General features: G+C 37.0%; 18 protein-coding genes. All 18 read left to right on the top strand.

Features of this window, described 5'->3' with window-relative positions; translation table 11 throughout:
- Positions 1-83 precede the first annotated feature (83 nt).
- The 18 genes from fliL to Q4496_RS07995 all read left to right on the top strand — a co-directional run bounded on the left by fliL (position 84) and on the right by Q4496_RS07995 (position 18,086).
- A complete protein-coding gene (gene fliL / locus Q4496_RS08080) occupies positions 84-626 on the top strand; it encodes a flagellar basal body-associated protein FliL (RefSeq protein WP_215973352.1) in 543 nt (180 codons plus the stop codon).
- 124 nt (positions 627-750) lie between these two features.
- Complete coding sequence (gene fliM, locus Q4496_RS08075) at positions 751-1,815, top strand: flagellar motor switch protein FliM (protein WP_215973351.1); 1,065 nt, start codon at positions 751-753, stop codon at positions 1,813-1,815.
- A 54-nt stretch (positions 1,816-1,869) separates the two neighbouring features.
- Positions 1,870-2,277 carry a flagellar motor switch protein FliN gene (gene fliN, locus Q4496_RS08070; protein ID WP_215973350.1) on the top strand — a complete coding sequence of 136 codons (408 nt, stop codon included), beginning with the start codon at positions 1,870-1,872 and terminating at the stop codon, positions 2,275-2,277.
- On the top strand, positions 2,277-2,897 hold the full coding sequence (fliO, locus tag Q4496_RS08065; RefSeq protein ID WP_215973349.1) for a flagellar biosynthetic protein FliO: 621 nt from the start codon (positions 2,277-2,279) through the stop codon (positions 2,895-2,897). Before fliN ends, fliO begins: the two co-directional genes overlap by 1 nt.
- A gap of 6 nt (positions 2,898-2,903) precedes the next feature.
- A complete protein-coding gene (gene fliP / locus Q4496_RS08060) occupies positions 2,904-3,665 on the top strand; it encodes a flagellar type III secretion system pore protein FliP (protein WP_215973348.1) in 762 nt (253 codons plus the stop codon).
- Positions 3,666-3,694: 29 nt separating this feature from the next.
- Positions 3,695-3,964 carry a flagellar biosynthesis protein FliQ gene (gene fliQ / locus Q4496_RS08055; RefSeq protein ID WP_215973347.1) on the top strand — a complete coding sequence of 90 codons (270 nt, stop codon included), beginning with the start codon at positions 3,695-3,697 and terminating at the stop codon, positions 3,962-3,964.
- Complete coding sequence (gene fliR, locus Q4496_RS08050) at positions 3,964-4,746, top strand: flagellar biosynthetic protein FliR (RefSeq protein WP_215973346.1); 783 nt, start codon at positions 3,964-3,966, stop codon at positions 4,744-4,746. The genes fliQ and fliR overlap by 1 nt, the downstream gene beginning before the upstream one ends.
- 300 nt (positions 4,747-5,046) lie before the next feature.
- The gene (flhB, locus tag Q4496_RS08045; RefSeq protein ID WP_215973345.1) at positions 5,047-6,177 is read left to right on the top strand and encodes a flagellar biosynthesis protein FlhB; all 1,131 of its coding nucleotides are present in this window, start codon (positions 5,047-5,049) and stop codon (positions 6,175-6,177) included.
- A gap of 84 nt (positions 6,178-6,261) precedes the next feature.
- The gene (flhA, locus tag Q4496_RS08040; RefSeq protein WP_215973344.1) at positions 6,262-8,364 is read left to right on the top strand and encodes a flagellar biosynthesis protein FlhA; all 2,103 of its coding nucleotides are present in this window, start codon (positions 6,262-6,264) and stop codon (positions 8,362-8,364) included.
- 114 nt (positions 8,365-8,478) lie between these two features.
- Complete coding sequence (flhF, locus tag Q4496_RS08035; protein ID WP_303610209.1) at positions 8,479-10,077, top strand: flagellar biosynthesis protein FlhF; 1,599 nt, start codon at positions 8,479-8,481, stop codon at positions 10,075-10,077.
- 59 nt (positions 10,078-10,136) lie between these two features.
- Entirely contained in the window at positions 10,137-10,979 is an 843-nt protein-coding gene (locus Q4496_RS08030) for a MinD/ParA family protein (RefSeq protein ID WP_215973342.1), read from the top strand.
- 79 nt (positions 10,980-11,058) lie between these two features.
- Complete coding sequence (locus Q4496_RS08025; protein WP_215973341.1) at positions 11,059-11,778, top strand: RNA polymerase sigma factor FliA; 720 nt, start codon at positions 11,059-11,061, stop codon at positions 11,776-11,778.
- Between the two features lie 57 nt (positions 11,779-11,835).
- Complete coding sequence (gene cheY / locus Q4496_RS08020; RefSeq protein ID WP_159818383.1) at positions 11,836-12,219, top strand: chemotaxis response regulator CheY; 384 nt, start codon at positions 11,836-11,838, stop codon at positions 12,217-12,219.
- A 72-nt stretch (positions 12,220-12,291) separates the two neighbouring features.
- On the top strand, positions 12,292-13,035 hold the full coding sequence (locus Q4496_RS08015; protein WP_215973340.1) for a protein phosphatase CheZ: 744 nt from the start codon (positions 12,292-12,294) through the stop codon (positions 13,033-13,035).
- Positions 13,036-13,048: 13 nt separating this feature from the next.
- Positions 13,049-15,178, top strand: a complete 2,130-nt coding sequence (locus tag Q4496_RS08010) for a chemotaxis protein CheA (RefSeq protein ID WP_215973339.1) — start codon at positions 13,049-13,051, stop codon at positions 15,176-15,178.
- Positions 15,179-15,209: 31 nt separating this feature from the next.
- Positions 15,210-16,343 carry a chemotaxis response regulator protein-glutamate methylesterase gene (locus tag Q4496_RS08005; protein ID WP_215973338.1) on the top strand — a complete coding sequence of 378 codons (1,134 nt, stop codon included), beginning with the start codon at positions 15,210-15,212 and terminating at the stop codon, positions 16,341-16,343.
- A complete protein-coding gene (locus tag Q4496_RS08000; protein ID WP_215973337.1) occupies positions 16,336-17,082 on the top strand; it encodes a flagellar motor protein in 747 nt (248 codons plus the stop codon). The genes Q4496_RS08005 and Q4496_RS08000 overlap by 8 nt, the downstream gene beginning before the upstream one ends.
- Positions 17,079-18,086 carry a flagellar motor protein MotB gene (locus tag Q4496_RS07995; RefSeq protein WP_215973336.1) on the top strand — a complete coding sequence of 336 codons (1,008 nt, stop codon included), beginning with the start codon at positions 17,079-17,081 and terminating at the stop codon, positions 18,084-18,086. The genes Q4496_RS08000 and Q4496_RS07995 overlap by 4 nt, the downstream gene beginning before the upstream one ends.
- Positions 18,087-18,093 lie beyond the last annotated feature (7 nt).

The following is an 18,093-nucleotide window of genomic DNA, read 5'->3' as shown; positions in this document are numbered from 1 at the left end:
AAGTTGATGAAAACACATTGGCTAGAGTGCTATTCAAGGATATAGTTTACTAATGTTTACTAATAAATAGCTAAAGGTAAGTTATGGCTGACGAAAAAGGTAAAAAAAACGAACTAGAATTAGATGGCGGCGGCAAAAAGAAAAAAATGATCATTATTATTGCGATCATAGCCGTAGTATTAATCGCTGGTGGCGGCTATTACTTTTTTATGGGGAACAATGGAGGCGATACATCAGAGCAAGCTAAATCTAGCCAAGGCTCCTCTAATGAAGCTAATGCTGATGAAAATGCACCTGCTCAAGTTGGTTCAGCACTTTATGTTCCTATGCCAAGACCATTTCGCTTTAATATTCCAGGTGCTACTCGTGATCGTTTTATTGAAATACGTGTACAATTGTTGGTTCGAGGTGCTGATAATGAAGAGAATGCTAAAATGCATATACCTTTAATTGAAAGTACTTTATTAAATATTTTTTCACAAGCCAATGCTGACGATTTAGCAACTAGTGTAGGTAAGGAAGTATTGAAAGATCAATCACTTTCTGCAGTACAACTAGTAATGAAAGATCTTAAAGGAAATGAGACGGTTGAAAAAGTTCTGTTTACCGGCTTTATAATGCAATAATTTTTTGAAAAAGCAGCGAATAATTGGCTGCTAGTTTACAATGACAGTGACCGTTGATAGTGTTCATATGAATGTATATTAACTAGGTTAAATGAAGCCAATATGGGCGAAAAGAGTATGACGCGTGAGTGATTTATTATCCCAAGACGAAATTGATGCGCTTTTACATGGTGTTGATGATGTTGAAGAAGAACAAATAGTTGAAGATTCCCCAACTCGAGAGGATGGCAGTTCTGACTATGATTTTTCTTCGCAAGATCGCATTGTTCGTGGTCGTATGCCGACGTTGGAAATGGTGAACGAACGGTTTGCTCGTCATATGCGTATTAGCTTATTTAATATGATGCGTAGAACCGCTGAAGTATCGATAAACGGCATTCAAATGATAAAGTTTGGTGAATATATACATACTTTATTTGTGCCTACAAGTTTAAACATGGTACGTTTTCGTCCCTTAAAAGGCACTGGCCTTATTACCATGGAAGCACGCTTAGTTTTCATTTTAGTTGACAACTTTTTTGGCGGAGATGGTCGCTATCACGCGAAAATTGAAGGTCGAGAATTTACTCCGACCGAGCGTCGTATTATTCAAATGTTATTAAAATTAATTTTTGAAGATTATAAAGAATCTTGGTCGCCTGTGATGGATGTTTCTTTTGAGTATTTAGACTCAGAAGTGAACCCATCAATGGCAAACATTGCAAGCCCAACAGAAGTGGTTGTTATCAGCTCTTTCCATATTGAGCTTGATGGTGGAGGAGGGGATTTTCATATTGCTCTGCCTTACGCAATGCTTGAGCCTATTCGAGAATTACTTGATGCGGGTGTGCAAAGTGATAAAGAAGATACAGATATGCGCTGGTCTAAGGCATTGCGTGATGAAATTATGGATGTGCCTGTTGCACTAAATACTAAATTTTTAGAAGTAGACATACCATTAAATCAGTTAATGGAGCTACAAGCAGGCGATATTATTCCGATAGAAATGCCTGAATATATTACGGTCTTAATTGAAGACTTACCTACCTTTAGAGCTAAGCTAGGCCGTAGTCGTGAAAATATAGCGTTAAAAATAGAAGAAAAAATTAAACGTCCTGAATCTGTTAAATCGGAATTAACTATTTTGACTAAAGGCGGCAAGCGCCTTGACAGCGACGCAGAACTGGAACTTTTAGAAGATGATTTGTAATACTTATCGGGTATAGAACATTAATTGTAAAGAATTGACATTGAGGCAAGCGGTATGAGCGATGATAATGAAGAAGATTTAAGTATGTGGGATGAGGCATTAGATGAGCAAGCTGAAGCGTCTGCAGAAAAAGCTAATCAAGCAAAAAAAGTTGAATTAGAAGAATTGACCGAAGACGAAAGACCAATCACAGGTGAAGAAAAACGTAAGCTGGATACTATTTTAGATATTCCAGTGACTATCTCTATGGAAGTTGGTCGAAGTAATCTTAGTATTCGAAATTTATTACAGCTTAATCAAGGCTCTGTGGTTGAGCTAGATCGCGTAGCTGGTGAAGCACTTGATGTTTTGGTTAATGGTACCCTGATAGCTCATGGTGAAGTTGTGGTGGTTAATGATAAATTTGGTATTCGTTTAACGGATGTAATTAGTCAGATAGAACGAATTAAGAAGTTAAAATAATGGTTAAAATAATCGTTTTATTTTTTTGTGCTTTGGTTGTGTTTACTCCGGTATCTTTTGCACAAGAAGTGACTGATAATAAAGTTTTTAATAAGACATCGAACAGTGAGGAAACTTCTCAGGTTGATCTTGAAGTGGGTAAAAAGAGTGAGATTGAAAATGCTGAAAACGTAGATTCAGCGAATGTAAACGAAACGGCCGTTACAGAAAAAGCGCCAGAAGTCGGTAAACATGTTAATTCAAACCTTGATGTTGGCAGCATGATTATGTCTTTATTAATGGTGTTGGCATTAATTATTGTTAGTGGTTTTGTTTTAAAGCGTTTTAATCTTACACAACAAAACTCAAATCGATTAAGTATTATTGCCAACTTATCTTTAGGTGCTAAAGAAAGAGTGGTTGTACTTCAAATAGGTGAAGAACAATTGGTTTTAGGTGTTTCTGCGCAGCAAGTATCTTTACTTAAAACGTTAGATAAACCGCTAGAGGTGCAAACAGGAAAAGCTGTAGCTTTATCTAGCGGTGTCCTGTCTTTTCTTCAGAAAAATACAGTTAAAACAGAAGGTCATAGTAGTATCACGACTAATGAAACAATACATAACATCAAAAATAATAAATAAGTGACTATGAAAAAAATTGCCTGGTTGGTTTTATTCTCATTGTTAGTATCAACATTAAGTTTTGGTGCTTTTGCTGCTGAAGATTTATCAATGTCAGCTTTAAAATTAACAACGAATTCTGATGGCTCTCAAGAGTATTCAGTAACGTTGCAAATTTTAATGTTTATGACAGCGTTAAGCTTTATTCCTGCGGCTGTTATAATGATGACCTCTTTTACACGTATTGTGGTTGTGATGGCCATACTTCGTCAAGCTTTTGGTTTACAGCAAACGCCATCAAACCAGGTGATTATTGGTTTAACGTTATTTATGACGCTCTTCATCATGACACCTGTTTACAATCAAATAAATGAAGTGGCAATTCAGCCCTATATTGCAGATCAATTAACTTCTGTCGAGGCTATTGATAAAGGTAAAGTTCCATTAAGGGCCTTTATGCTTGAGCAAACCCGCTTAAAAGACTTAGATACTTTAGCTTCAATGGCTGGAATTGAAGCTGTTGACCAACCTACTGATTTACCCATGAGAGTTATTATTCCAGCGTTTATTATTAGTGAATTAAAAACAGCTTTTCAAATAGGCTTTATATTATTTATTCCTTTTTTGATTATTGATTTGGTGGTTGCGAGTATTTTAATGGCGATGGGAATGATGATGCTCTCACCTATGATTGTTTCACTCCCCTTTAAATTAATGTTATTTGTTTTAGTGGATGGCTGGAATTTAGTTATTGGTACTATTGCAACCAGTTATGGGTTAGGTACTTAGCATATATTAGTTATATAAGAGAATATAAGATGGGACCAGAAGTCTTTGTAGATATATTAAGAGATGCTTTGTTACTAGTAATCCTTCTCGTAAGTGCTGTAATTTTACCGAGTTTATTTATCGGCTTGCTTGTAGCTATATTTCAAGCTGCAACATCAATTAATGAACAAACATTAAGCTTTTTACCTCGTTTAATTGTTACATTACTCGCCGTTATTTATGGCGGTCATTGGGGGGTACAAAAACTGATGGATTACACCTTCAGATTAGTTGCTAGTATTCCAAGCGTTGTAAACTAATGGAGTTCACCGAGTCAATTGTTAGCCAATATATTGCAGATTTCATTCTTCCTTTCACTCGTATTTCTGCTTTAGTGATGATGATGGTTGGTTTAGGTGCTCGTACTATTCCGACTCGTATTAAGCTATTTTTATGTGTGGCGCTTACCATCGCAATTATGCCCGCAATACCGCCGACTAATGTCGAACAACTCTTATCTCTTACTACTTTCTTATTGATAGGGCAGCAAATACTTATTGGTATTAGTTTAGGTTTTATAACCGTGATGGTCGTTGATACTTTTACTTTAGCAGGCCAAATAATTGCCATGCAATCAGGTTTAGGTTTTGCTTCATTGGTCGATCCGGCTAGTGGTATGAACGTACCAGCGGTTGGTCAGTTTTTCTTAATATTATCCACATTACTCTTTTGGACTATGGATGGTCATTTAGCTTACTTGCAATTTGTAGTAGCGAGTTTCGACACCCTTCCTATTGGTAATGAACAGTTCGCCAGTGTTAAATATCAAGAAATGGTACTATGGGGAAAATGGATGTTTGCAACGGCTTTATCACTTTCGTTAGCGCCTTTAACGGCGATGTTGTTAATTAATTTTTCATTTGGCGTGATGACTAGGGCCGCACCACAGCTTAATATATTTGCAATAGGGTTTCCTATTACTATGATGGCGGGCTTATTGATTATGTGGTTAACCTTTGGTAACTTCCTTACTCATTTTGAATTACAATGGCAAAGAGCATTAGACTTTAGTTGTTACTTAATTGATTGTGCTGGGCCATAATATCAAATAAGTACAGTTATTTTGTGTTGGGCTAATAAACCCTTTCTCTAGCCACTATTTTTTGACTTAATCGTGAAATTTACTTGTCATAAATTAGCAATTAACGCGAAGTTTTCGTCGTGTTTTCTGAACTAAAGTAACAAACGCGTAAGCTGGCGTATAATAAAAGTAGTCATATTAAAAGTTTTAAGTAATAAAAAATATCTTAAATCAAGTTCAGGTTAGTTAAGGAATTTTATATGGATGTGAACTATAGTGAACTTGTATACTTAAAGCATTATATTTTTAGGGTAGTACTGCATGGCTGAGTCAGATAGCGGTGAAAAAAGTGAAGAGCCAACGGCAAAAAAGCTCACTGACGCACGAAAAAAAGGTCAAATAGCCCGATCCAAAGATCTAGGTACCATGTTTGTTTTAGTTGGAAGTGCCTTTGCTCTGATGGTAATGGGGAGCTCCTTGGTTGATGCTTTATCAAGCTCGATGAAACGCTTGTTTTCATTAACGCGTAATGAAGCGATGGATCCACACGCTATAGTAGGCGTTATTTATAGTGCAACAAACAATATTATCTTCCCCGTTCTAGCTATTTTTTTTATTATTATGGTCGCTGCATTCATTGGCAATACCATGTTGGGGGGGATGGCTTTTTCTTGGGAAGCTATGGCACCAAAAGCAAGTCGACTTTCGCCACTTGCTGGCTTTAAACGTATGTTTGGTGTCCAAGCAGGCGTTGAATTAGTAAAATCTATTTTAAAGTTTTTTGTTGTCTTTATTGTCGCTTTTTTATTACTTAAAGGGCTTTTTTCACAAATTTTAGGGCTTAGTTTAGAAGCTATACCGTTAAATTTTGGTCATGCGGTAAATATGTTATTGTGGATGTTTTTAGCGTTAGCGCTATCTATTGGTCTTATTGTTGTTATAGACGCACCCTATCAAGTTTGGAATCATACACGCCAACTTAAAATGACTAAGCAAGAAATTAAAGACGAATATAAAAGTACTGAAGGTAACCCTGAAATTAAAGGGCGTATCAAGCAAACACAATATGAAATGTCGCAACGACGGATGATGGGCGAAGTACCTAATTCAGATGTTGTCATCACCAACCCTACCCATTATAGCGTGGCATTAAAGTATGATGCTGATATGGGAGGAGCACCGCAACTGGTAGCAAAAGGTATAGATGAAATGGCAATACATATTCGCACCATTGCCAAAGAACATGACGTTGAAATTGTTCAGTCACCGGCTTTAGCAAGATCGTTATATTATACTGCAGAGGTTGATCAAGATATCCCTGAAGAGCTATATGCAGCAGTAGCACAAGTACTAGCATTTATTTTTCAACTTAATGAACATAAAAAAGGGCGAGGTAAAAAGCCTATCCCTATCGCTAAAAAATTACCTATTCCCGATGAGTTTAAATATTAAAGTAGTACTGTCTTACCTTTTGGTATAGCTTTTGCAATTCCATCGTTAGCGTCAAAAATTCATCATAAAGAGCAGCAGTATCAAATGCAATTAACCGCCTTTTTCAATAAATTCGATAAAAAAAAATTATCTCATATTTCAGGACTAGGTACGCCTATTTTAGTAATGGCTGCTCTTGGTATGGTTATTTTACCGATGCCAGCTTGGTTACTGGATGTACTTTTTTCATTTAACATTGCATTATCTTTGGTGGTGTTATTAATCACTGTTTATACGCTTAAGCCTTTAGAATTTGGCTCCTTCCCTTCCGTTATTCTTATTGCAACCATACTTCGCTTAGCACTTAATGTTGCCAGTACTCGAGTGGTTTTACTTGAAGGGCATGAAGGAACAGATGCTGCTGGTAAAGTTATTGAAGCTTTTGGCTCTGTTGTTATTGGTGGCAATTATGCCGTTGGCTTAGTTGTATTTCTTATCCTAATTATTATCAATTTTGTTGTAGTAACTAAAGGTGCGGGACGTATTGCTGAAGTTACAGCGCGTTTTACGCTTGATGCTATGCCAGGTAAACAAATGGCAATAGATGCTGATTTAAATGCTGGCTTTATCAATGCAGAGCAAGCAAGAGAGCGCCGCATTGAAGTAACCAGTGAAGCCGACTTTTATGGTTCGATGGATGGTGCAAGTAAATTTGTTAAAGGCGATGCTGTAGCAGGGATTTTAATTTTATTCATCAATATTATTGGTGGGTTAGTGATTGGGATGGTTCAGCATGACCTTAGCTTTAATGAAGCTGTTGAAATATATACTTTATTAACCATTGGTGATGGTTTAGTGGCGCAAATTCCAGGGTTACTGCTTTCTGTAGCAACTGCAATTGTAGTAACGCGTCAAAATACCTCGCAAGACATGGGTGAACAAGTAAGCAGCCAACTAGGACAAGAGAAATCACTTTATATTGCAGCAGGCGTTATGTTTGTTATTGGTATTATTCCTGGAATGCCACATTTTGCATTTTTACTGTTTGCTAGCGTTATTGCTGCATTCGCTTATTTTGGTAGCAAGCATAAAATTACTAAAGCCATGGCATTAGAAAAAGTGGCAGAAGAAGCACAAGTACAAAGTCAGCAAAAAGAAGAAGAAATTAAAGAATTGGGTTGGGATGATGTTAATCATGTTGATGTTATTGGTTTAGAGATTGGTTATCGATTAATTCCGTTAGTCGATAAAGCACAAGGTGGCGAATTACTTAGCCGAATTAAAGGTGTGCGTAAAAAGTTATCACAAGAATTTGGCTTTTTGGTGCCTGCTGTTCATATTCGTGACAACCTAGATTTAGATCCTAATAGTTATCAAATCTCATTAATGGGTGTCACCGTTGGAAGTGCAGAAATACGACACGACCAAGAATTAGCGATTAACCCTGGGCAGGTTTTTGGAAAGCTTGATGGTGTACCAACTAAAGATCCTGCTTTCGGGTTAGATGCTGTTTGGATTAAGCAAGATCAACGAGAGCAAGCACAAACATTAGGATATACCGTGGTTGATTCTGCGACTGTTTTAGCAACTCATTTAAGCCAAATTCTAACAAATAATGCTGCTCAACTGTTAGGCCATGAAGAAGTACAAAATCTTATTGATATTCTAGCTAAAACTTATCCTAAGCTCGTTGAAGGCTTTATTCCTGATACATTATCTCTGGGCACCGTTGTTAAGGTATTGCAAAGTTTAATGAATGAAGGTGTTGCTGTCCGTGATATGCGTTCAATTATACAAACACTTGTTGAGTACGGTCCTAAAAGCCAAGATGCAGAAGTTCTAACCGCAGCGGTAAGAATTAGCTTACGTAAATTTATTATTCAAGATCTGGTCGGATCGGCACTTGAAATACCTGTCATAACCTTGGCGCCTGAGTTGGAACAAATGTTGCATCAGTCTATGCAGATGGCTGGAGATGATGGTGCGGGTATTGAACCTGGTTTAGCTGAACGTTTACAAAAATCATTAAATGAGGGTGCTCAGCAGCAAGAATTAGCCGGTGATACCCCAATTTTATTAACATCCGGTATTTTACGTTCAGTGTTAGCTAAATTTGTAAAATATACCATACCAGGCTTAAGGGTTATTTCTTATCAAGAAATACCTGATGATAAACAAATTAAAATTGTAAGTGCTATTGGGCAGTAACTAATAATTTGGGTAAATAAAATACCAAATAAAAAGTAACGAGCAGCATAAGTATCGAGCATGATAAGTTGCAGAGTAAAGTTTAGTCGCTCGTAGCTAAATAAGGAGTTAACTGTGAAAATAAGACGTTTTGTTGGCAAAGATATGCGTAGCGCATTAGCACAAATTAAAGAAGAATTAGGCGTAGATGCCGTAATCATGTCTAATAAAAAAATACCTGAAGGTGTTGAATTGATGGCTGCAGTTGATTACAGCCAATCAGCGCCAGTAAGTGCACCTTCTCCACAGGTTAATCCTTCTACAGTTAATGAAAATAACCGTGAAATACAAAATGATACGGTTAATATTCAAAGTGCTGAGGCAACAAATATCGCTGTACCTGAAGCACAGGTAGGTCATAATATCGCCAACAGTACTACCGAGCCTGTTGATAGTTTGTCAGCACTGTTAAGTCGGCAGGTTCAACATCATTCATCGAACCAACAATCTAATGATCAGTCTGAGCAAGCTTATGCTCAACAGGGGCATATTCAGCAGAATAATCAAGTTGTGAGTGAAGACGAGAATATTGAAGATCAATTACGTAATTTTACTCAACGCTTACGTCATTCAAAGCCTGATGGAACAATTCCTGCACCAGAAGTAAATCATAATAATGAGCATGCTCAGTTTGAAGGGCACACTTCATTAGAAGCTGAACAAATGGCTGAAAAATTACAGTCAGTCCCTTTGTCAGAACATGATGTAGATGCAAATAGTCATGTTAGCCAACAAGATTTTGATAAAATGCAACAAGAGATGGCTTCAATAAGAAAGTTACTTGAACATCAAGTATCGGGTCTTATGTGGCAAGATATGGCGCAAAAAGAGCCTCAACGTGCTGTGTTAGTTAACCGTTTATTAGGGTTAGGTTTAAATGAACAAATTGCTGATCAAATAGCAGGTTATGTTCCTTCTAAATACCATGATGAACAAGCTTGGCAACAAGCGACTAAGTTAATTGGTGAACAACTTAATACGACGCAAAATGATATAATTCATCGTGGTGGTATTGTTGCATTAGTTGGTCCTACAGGCGTAGGGAAAACAACAACAATTGCTAAGCTAGCAGCACGTTTCTCTCAAGTTCACGGCCATGAGCAAGTTGCTCTTATATCAACGGATACCTTTAGAATAGCGGGTTTTGAACAACTGGCTACTTATGGAAAAATTATTGGTTGTCAAGTTAAGTTAGCAAAAGATAGCCAAGCATTAGACTTGTTGCTTGAACAGTTTTCTCAAAAGAAATTAATTTTAATTGATACTGCCGGTATGGGGCAAAGAGATATACGTTTAGCCGAAAATTTAGCTAATTTAGTATCTAATGCTAGAGTGAGAATAAGAAATTACTTAGTGTTAGCTGCTAATAGCCAGCAGCAAGTTATGCAAGAAAATGTTGATCGCTTTAAAAAAGTACCACTATCGGGTTGTATTTATACTAAACTTGATGAAAGTGTGAGTGTTGGCGAAATAATTACAACTTCAATTCAAAATGGCCTGCCAATAGGTTATCTTACTGATGGACAAAGAGTTCCAGAAGATATTAAAGTTGCAAATGCTGAGAAATTAGTTACGCTTGCAGATAAAATGGCAGCAAACGCAGCAAAGAAGAATGCAGCTTATGTTCAACGTACAGCAAGACCAATGCCGATAACGCCAGCGGTGGCGATATAGATGTATTTTAAATTGCAGTATTTTTAGTTAAAATAAAGCGATAATATAAGAAGTAATAAATGGCAGATCAAGCGAGCGGCTTAAGAAAAATGCAAGACTTAAAAAAAGTTAAAGTAATAGCAGTTTCTGGTGGTAAAGGTGGCGTTGGTAAAACCAATGTTTCATTAAACACGGCTATAGCCCTTGGACAGCAAGGGAAAAGAGTATTAGTGCTAGATGCCGATTTAGGGTTGGCTAATGTCGATGTGATGTTAGGGTTAAGAGTAAAACGAAACCTTTCTCATGTATTATCAGGTGAATGTGAGCTTGATGATATTATTATTACAGGCCCCCGTAATATAAAAATCATACCGGCTACTTCTGGCTCTCAATCGATGGTTGACCTTACTCCTGCTGAACATGCAGGGTTGATTCGTGCTTTTAGTGAAATGAATACTCAATTTGATGTACTGATCGTTGATACTGCAGCCGGTATCTCGGATATGGTACTGAGTTTTACTCGAGCAGCACAAGACGTAGTCTTAGTTGTTTGTGATGAACCCACGTCAATTACCGATTGTTATGCATTAATGAAACTATTAAGCCGTGATCATAATGTATTCAAATTTAAAGTTGTTGCTAATATGGTTCGTACACCTAAAGAAGGGCAACAATTATTTTCCAAACTAACGAAAGTAACTGATAGATTTTTAGATGTAGCACTGGAGTTAGTTGGTGTTATTCCATTCGATGAAAATATTAGAAAATCAGTACGCAAACAACAAGCCATTGTTGAAGCTTTTCCTAACTCACCAGCAGCAATAGCGTTTAAGGAATTAGCAAAGAATGTTAATAGCTGGCCTATACCAAAACAAGCATCAGGTCATTTAGAGTTCTTTATTGAACAGCTACTCGATTACTAATATCTCGTTCATATTGTGTTATCAAGTAACTGATATAAATAATAAATATATAAAAATATTTTGGTGGGAATAGCAAAAAGTGGCAAAAACTAAAGCCTATAACAATTTAATTGATAAAACTGTGTTGCTTGAACAGCATACAGTGTTGGTTAAGCGAATTGCTTATCATTTACTTGCTCGATTACCGGCAAGTGTTATTGTTGATGACCTAATTCAATCAGGAATGATTGGTTTATTTGAAGCTGCAAATAACTTTGATAACACTAAAGGCGCTAGTTTTGAAACTTTTGCTGGCATCCGTATTCGAGGTGCTATGCTAGATGAAATACGCCGTGGCGACTGGACTCCTAGATCAGTACATAAAAATAGCCGCATGGTCAGTGAGGCAATTAAGCAATTAGAGGCAACATTAGGCAGAGATGTTACTGATATAGAAGTTGCTGAAAAACTTGAAATTTCATTAAATGAGTATCATCATATACTTAGTGAGGTCAGTTCTGGTAAAATACTCGGTATCGAAGACTTAGGAATGAGTGAAGATGCACTGAAGTTTGATGAAACTTATCACGGTGATGATCCGTATCAAAGTATCGAGCATAGTGCCTTTAAAGAAGGGTTAAGTGAATGTATTAGTTCTTTACCTGAACGTGAAGCTCTAGTACTGTCTCTATATTATGATGAAGAATTGAATTTACGTGAAATTGGCGCTGTACTCGATGTTAGTGAATCTCGGGTTAGTCAAATTCATAGTCAAGCAATGCATCGATTAAAAGCACGTATGCAATCTTGGCAAAATTAAGTAGAATTATAACTGTGTTAACCTATAAAAATTTTGAATGTTTCGCCGGAGGGTGCCTTGGATAAAAATATGAAAGTGCTAGTTGTTGATGATTTTTCAACAATGAGACGTATAGTAAAGAATTTGTTACGCGATTTAGGCTTTACAAACATTCAAGAAGCGGATGATGGCAGTACTGCCTTACCTATGCTTCAAAATGGTGATTTTGACTTTGTTGTAACAGATTGGAATATGCCAGGAATGCAAGGTATTGATTTGTTGAAAGCTATACGTGCAGATTCACGTTTAGCCCATATCCCAGTATTATTAATTACAGCTGAAGCGAAAAAGGAACAAATCGTTATGGCAGCTCAGGCTGGTGTTAACGGTTACATTGTTAAACCTTTTACGGCTGCAACACTCAAAGCTAAATTAAATAAAATTTTTGAACGTCTAGGTTAATTTTATTTAGACTAGCTAGTTAAAGCTACTTCAGAAAATTGATTAATTTAACTTAAGTATTAAGGACTTTGCATGAGTATGGCAATGGTGGGGCGTGTTTCTTTGGAGCAGGCTAAATCTTTAGTTGAACTTTTAGAAACAGGACAACAAGAAAAAGCTGATGCACTTGTGGCAGCGATTCAAAACCCAATTAACTCTGAACTATTTGCAGAAATAGGTAAGTTAACTCGTCAATTACATGACTCTTTAACAAATTTTCAGTTAGATTCTCGATTAAATGACTTAGCAACAGCTGAAATTCCTGATGCTAAAGAGCGTTTGAATTATGTGATTACTCGTACTGAAGAAGCTGCAAATAAAACGATGGATGCAGTTGAGTCTATTTTTCCAGTAATTGAAGATATTTCTAGTCAAGTTAGTGCAGTTAAACCTGCATGGTCTAAACTAATGAACAATGAGATAGATTTAAAAGAGTTTAAAAGTTTATGTGTTGATATTGATAGCTTATTAATTACGACAGGTAAAGAGACGGCTCATATTCATGGTTTGATGACTGATGTATTAATGGCTCAAGATTTTCAGGACTTAACAGGACAAGTTATTCGTAAAGTCATTGATTTGGTACGTGAAGTTGAAGAGAGCTTAATTAACATGTTGACGGCATTTGGTATTTCTTCAGAAGATGGACAGACTAAATCAGCGCCTAAAGTCGGTGATAACTTAGTTGAAGGGCCAATAGTTAATAAAGAAAAAAGAAATGATATTGTTGAAGATCAAGATGATGTTGATGATCTTTTATCAAGTTTAGGTTTTTAACGGGAGTTAGTGAATGTCATTTGAAGCAGATGAAGAAATTCTACAAGACTTTTTAGTCGAAGCGGGTGAAATACTCGAGCAGCTTTCGGAGCAACTCGTTGAACTTGAAAATGATGTTGATAATGCCGATTTACTTAATGCAATTTTTCGAGGTTTTCATACAGTTAAAGGTGGCGCAGGTTTTCTGGCTTTAAATGACCTTGTTGACGTTTGTCATGGTGCAGAGAATATATTTGATTTACTGCGTACTGGGCAACGTAAAGTAAATTCAGAGTTAATGGACACTATTTTATCAGCGCTTGATACTATCAATGATATGTTTGCGTTAGTGAAAAATAGAGAGGCGCTAGTACCTGCTGAAGCTGAATTATTAGCAGAATTACACCGTTTAAGTCAGCCAGAAAGCGCTGAAGCTTCTATCCCTGAAGCCCCCATCCCTGAAACTTCTCTCCCTGAAACTGAATCTGTAGATAATACAAGCTCTGATTTAGACGGGGATATGAGTGAAGATGAGTTTGAACGCTTACTTGATGAGTTACATGGCAGTGCTAGTCATTCATCTGCACCTGAACCTGCAGTTAAGCCGCCTGTTACTCCAGAGTCAAGTGATGAAATTTCTGACGATGAATTTGAGTCGTTATTGGATGAACTTCATGGTCAAGGAGCATTTTCGTCAGAAGTAAAAGAGACATCTTCTTCTATTGTAAATAATTCATCTGATGAAATAAATGATGATGAGTTTGAAAGCTTACTTGATGAATTGCACGGTAAAGGTAATGCGCCTAAAGCTAGCAGTGCAGCTTCAGTTGCGCCAACTCAACCTTCTATGGCAAAGCCTACTCCCGTGACAACAAATACGGAAAGTTCAAAGCCAGCTGCTACAGCAGAAGTAAAACCAGCGGTAAGTAAGCCACCAGTAGCTAAGAAAGCAGCGCAACCATCAACACCTCAGGGTGAAACAACCGTGCGTGTTGATACTAAACGACTTGATAAAATCATGAATATGGTTGGTGAGTTAGTATTAGTTAGAAATCGCTTAACAAGCCTTGGGTTGACGTCTGATGATGAAAATTTAACCAAGGCTGTTTCAAATCTAGATGCCGTTACCACCGACTTGCAAGGTGCGGTAATGAAAACTCGTATGCAGCCTATTAAGAAAGTTTTTGGACGATTTCCTCGGGTTGTACGAGACTTAGCTCGTAGTCTTAATAAAGATATACAGTTGGTGTTGGAAGGAGAAGACACGGATTTAGACAAAAATTTAGTGGAAGCTTTAGCGGATCCTTTGGTGCATTTGGTTCGTAACTCTGTGGATCATGGGATTGAGATGCCTGATGTGCGCCAAGCTCAAGGAAAGCCACGTCAAGGTACTGTTACGTTATCAGCCTCTCAAGAAGGTGATCATATCCTGTTAACCATTAAAGATGATGGTGCGGGTATGAATGCTGAAAAGTTAAAAGAAATAGCGATGAAACGTGGTGTATTAGACGTCGATACCGCCGCAAGAATGTCAGACAAAGAAGCCTTTAGTTTGATTTTTGCGCCTGGCTTCTCAACCAAAACAGAAATTTCTGAAGTATCAGGGCGTGGCGTTGGTATGGATGTTGTTAAAACCAAAATCACCCAATTAAATGGTGCTGTTGATATTGATTCTGAGATGGGTGTAGGCACAATTTTAGAAATAAAAGTGCCACTGACGTTAGCAATATTACCAACGTTAATGGTTGTTGTTGGTGAGCAAACATTTGCATTACCTCTTGCGGCAGTTAATGAAATATTTCACTTAGATTTAACTAAAACAAATAGTGTTGATGGCCAGTTAACTATTATTGTTCGTGAAAAAGCAATTCCATTATTTTATTTAGATCAATGGCTTGTCAAAAATTATGAAAATAAAAGCCGAGAACAAGGTCATGTTGTAATAGTGCAACTAGGAAACCAACAAGTTGCTTTTGTTGTTGATCGATTAATTGGGCAAGAAGAAGTGGTTATTAAGCCACTAGATAGATTATTACATGGAACTCCAGGTATGGCGGGAGCAACTATTACCAGTGATGGTGGTATTGCGTTAATTATAGATATCCCTAATATGCTAAAATTTTATGCTAAAAAATCGCCAGTAAATAGAAAGTTGCACTCATAAAATAGACTAATTATAAAGGTAGATGAAGTAAATGACCTATAAAGTACTCGTTGTTGATGATTCAAGTTTTTTTAGACGACGAGTCACTGATATTTTAAATAAAGATCCACAGCTAGAAGTTATTGATGTTGCTGTTAATGGACAAGAGGCGGTAGATAAAGCTCTTTTACTTAAACCTGATGTCATTACTATGGACATCGAAATGCCTGTTTTGAATGGTATTGATGCAGTAAAAAAAATAATGGCGCGATCGCCTACCGCTATTTTAATGTTTTCTTCACTAACTCATCAAGGGGCCAAAGCCACTCTAGATGCTCTCGAGGCAGGAGCCTTAGATTTTTTACCTAAAAAATTTAGTGAAATAGCACAAAATAGTGATGAGGCGGGTAGTCTATTACGACAACGTGTAATTCAACTCGCAAAAAAAGGTGGTGTATCTAGACGTCATCTATCAAGAGAACGCACTACACTAGTAAATCGTAATATAAGCAGTAAAGTACCGGCTGGTACTCGAAAGCCGATTGTACCTGAAACTCCTATTAGTAGTCAGAAACAAGCCTCATCGCTTAAAACTTCTTCTGGAAAAAAATATAATTTATTAGCAATAGGTACCTCTACAGGGGGACCTGTAGCATTACAAAAAATATTAACGCAATTACCTCAAGATTTTCCATTGCCAATTATTTTAATTCAACATATGCCGGCAACTTTTACTAATGCATTTGCTAGTAGGTTAAACTCTTTATGTAAAATTAACGTAAAAGAAGCAAGTGATGGCGATACGCTTATGCCAGGTTGTGCATATTTAGCACCAGGTGGCCGTCAAATGATTATTACGGGTAAAGAGCAACATGCCAAAATTAAAATCATGGATGATACCTCTGAAAAAATCACTTTTAGACCGAGTGTGGATGTGAGTTTTGGTTCTGCAGGTAAAGTATTTGGTGGTAATGTCTTAGGTGTTATCTTAACAGGAATGGGGGCTGATGGTAGAGAAGGTTCTCGTATGTTAAAAGCGAGTGGTTCTACAATCTGGGCGCAAGATGAACAAAGTTGTGTCGTATATGGTATGCCACAAGCGGTAACAGTTGCAGGTATTTCTCAATTATCTCTACCTTTAGATGCTATCGCGAGCTCTATTCTTAAGGAAATAAGGCATGGATAGGCTCAGTATTGCTGGACTTTTACTTGCTTTATTTGCTATTTATTTAGGTTTCATGCTTGATGGCGGCTCTATCGGTGCATTATTTGAGTTACCTGCATTGATTATTGTTGTTGGTGGTACTGTAGGGGCTGTTATGTTGCAGTCTTCAAGTCGTCAATTTTATCATGCGTTTTCCTTATTAAAGTGGGTATTTACTCCGCCTACCTATGATATTGATGAAGGAATAAAAAAAATTGTTCTTTGGGCGAGTAAGTCCAGAGAGAGTGGTTATTTATCGCTTGAAATTATAGCACTTGATGAAGAGGATAGTTATACCCAAAAAGGCTTGAATTTACTCGTTGATGGAGCTGATATTGAAGATATACGTGTGTCTCTTGAGCTAGATTTAGATTTATATCGAGAGCATAATTTACGCTCAGCAAATGTTTTCGAATCGATGGGCGGCTATAGCCCAACTATTGGTATTCTTGGTGCTGTATTAGGTTTAGTACATGCAATGGGGAACTTAACTGAGCCCGAAATGCTTGGGCAAGGTATTGCTACTGCGTTTATTGCTACTATTTATGGCGTTGGTTTTGCTAACTTAATTTATCTGCCGGTTGCCAATAAGATAAAAGAAATCGTTCATCAACAAACTATGTATAGAGAAATGATCTTTGAAGGGTTGATCGCCATTGCTAATGGAGAAAACCCACACGCGATAGAAAATAAACTTTCAGCGTTTAGGTTAGAGCAGTGAAACGATTGCGTAAAAGAAGGCATAACGTAGAACACGATAATGTTCATCGTTGGTTGGTTTCTTATGCTGATTATATGACGCTTCTTTTTGCATTATTTGTCGTGTTATATGCAATGGCAATGGTAAATGATAAAGCTTTTGAAAGTATTACAGAATCAGTTGGCCATGTTTTTCAGGCAAATGATAAAAAAATAAAAAATCGAGGACATGGCGACGATATCCTTGATGTTAATACGAGTAAATCTAATAAAATATTATTTGGAAATGGGATAGTCGAAGAAGCGGGTCCTGAGTTATTTGATGATGAGAAAGATTTATTAAATATTTCAGCTGAACAACTCGGGAGTAATTTAACATCCTTAGAAGCTGATTTACACACAGCACTTTTTGATCTTATAGAGTCAGGATTTTCTCAGGTAAAAATTGATGGTGATTGGTTAGAGATAGAACTTAATAGTGGCTTATTATTTCCGAGCGGTTCATCTTCTGTCACTAATACTGCGTCTAATATCTTAGGTATTGTTTATGATGTTATTGGCGATGTTAATAACTTTGTTAGAGTAAGAGGCTATACTGATAATCAAGCAATTAACACTGAAATCTTTTCATCTAACTGGGAGTTATCTGTTTTTCGGGCAACGGCTATTTTACGTGAATTGGAAAAGATAGGAGTTAACCCTGCTCGTATGGCGATAGAAGGCTATGGGCAATACTCACCGAGTGCCGATAATACTACAGCTGAAGGACGAGCACGGAATAGAAAAGTTGTGATTGCGGTTTCGAAATATGGTTTGAAAAAAGTAGAAGCATTGGCAGCACCTAGTAATTCGATTGAAGAAGTTAAAGATAAAATGAACGTTGTAGAGGCAAATGGTAATACAGGTAAAGTCCAAGTTATTCAGTTGCCCGGTGGAGGGATCAGAATTACAACACGAAATAATAATGAGAGCTCTTCAGAAGACAAGATTCAACAAAGCAATAATCAACAAAATGATGATAATTAAATATAGG

This window comes from Colwellia sp. 5_MG-2023 (genome assembly GCF_030547795.1).
Lineage (GTDB): Bacteria > Pseudomonadota > Gammaproteobacteria > Enterobacterales > Alteromonadaceae > Colwellia.
Note: the sequence above shows the minus strand (reverse complement) of the source record. Positions and strands in the feature narration are given on the sequence as shown.

Coding starts and splice junctions, on each gene's coding strand:
- Q4496_RS08010 (WP_215973339.1), top strand. CDS start 13,049: ATGTCATTTGAAGCAGATGAAGAAATTCTACAAGACTTTTTAGTCGAA.
- Q4496_RS08030 (WP_215973342.1), top strand. CDS start 10,137: ATGGCAGATCAAGCGAGCGGCTTAAGAAAAATGCAAGACTTAAAAAAA.
- fliP (WP_215973348.1), top strand. CDS start 2,904: ATGAAAAAAATTGCCTGGTTGGTTTTATTCTCATTGTTAGTATCAACA.
- Q4496_RS08015 (WP_215973340.1), top strand. CDS start 12,292: ATGAGTATGGCAATGGTGGGGCGTGTTTCTTTGGAGCAGGCTAAATCT.
- flhA (WP_215973344.1), top strand. CDS start 6,262: ATGCAATTAACCGCCTTTTTCAATAAATTCGATAAAAAAAAATTATCT.
- flhB (WP_215973345.1), top strand. CDS start 5,047: ATGGCTGAGTCAGATAGCGGTGAAAAAAGTGAAGAGCCAACGGCAAAA.
- Q4496_RS08005 (WP_215973338.1), top strand. CDS start 15,210: ATGACCTATAAAGTACTCGTTGTTGATGATTCAAGTTTTTTTAGACGA.
- Q4496_RS08000 (WP_215973337.1), top strand. CDS start 16,336: ATGGATAGGCTCAGTATTGCTGGACTTTTACTTGCTTTATTTGCTATT.
- fliN (WP_215973350.1), top strand. CDS start 1,870: ATGAGCGATGATAATGAAGAAGATTTAAGTATGTGGGATGAGGCATTA.
- fliR (WP_215973346.1), top strand. CDS start 3,964: ATGGAGTTCACCGAGTCAATTGTTAGCCAATATATTGCAGATTTCATT.
- fliL (WP_215973352.1), top strand. CDS start 84: ATGGCTGACGAAAAAGGTAAAAAAAACGAACTAGAATTAGATGGCGGC.
- fliQ (WP_215973347.1), top strand. CDS start 3,695: ATGGGACCAGAAGTCTTTGTAGATATATTAAGAGATGCTTTGTTACTA.
- fliO (WP_215973349.1), top strand. CDS start 2,277: ATGGTTAAAATAATCGTTTTATTTTTTTGTGCTTTGGTTGTGTTTACT.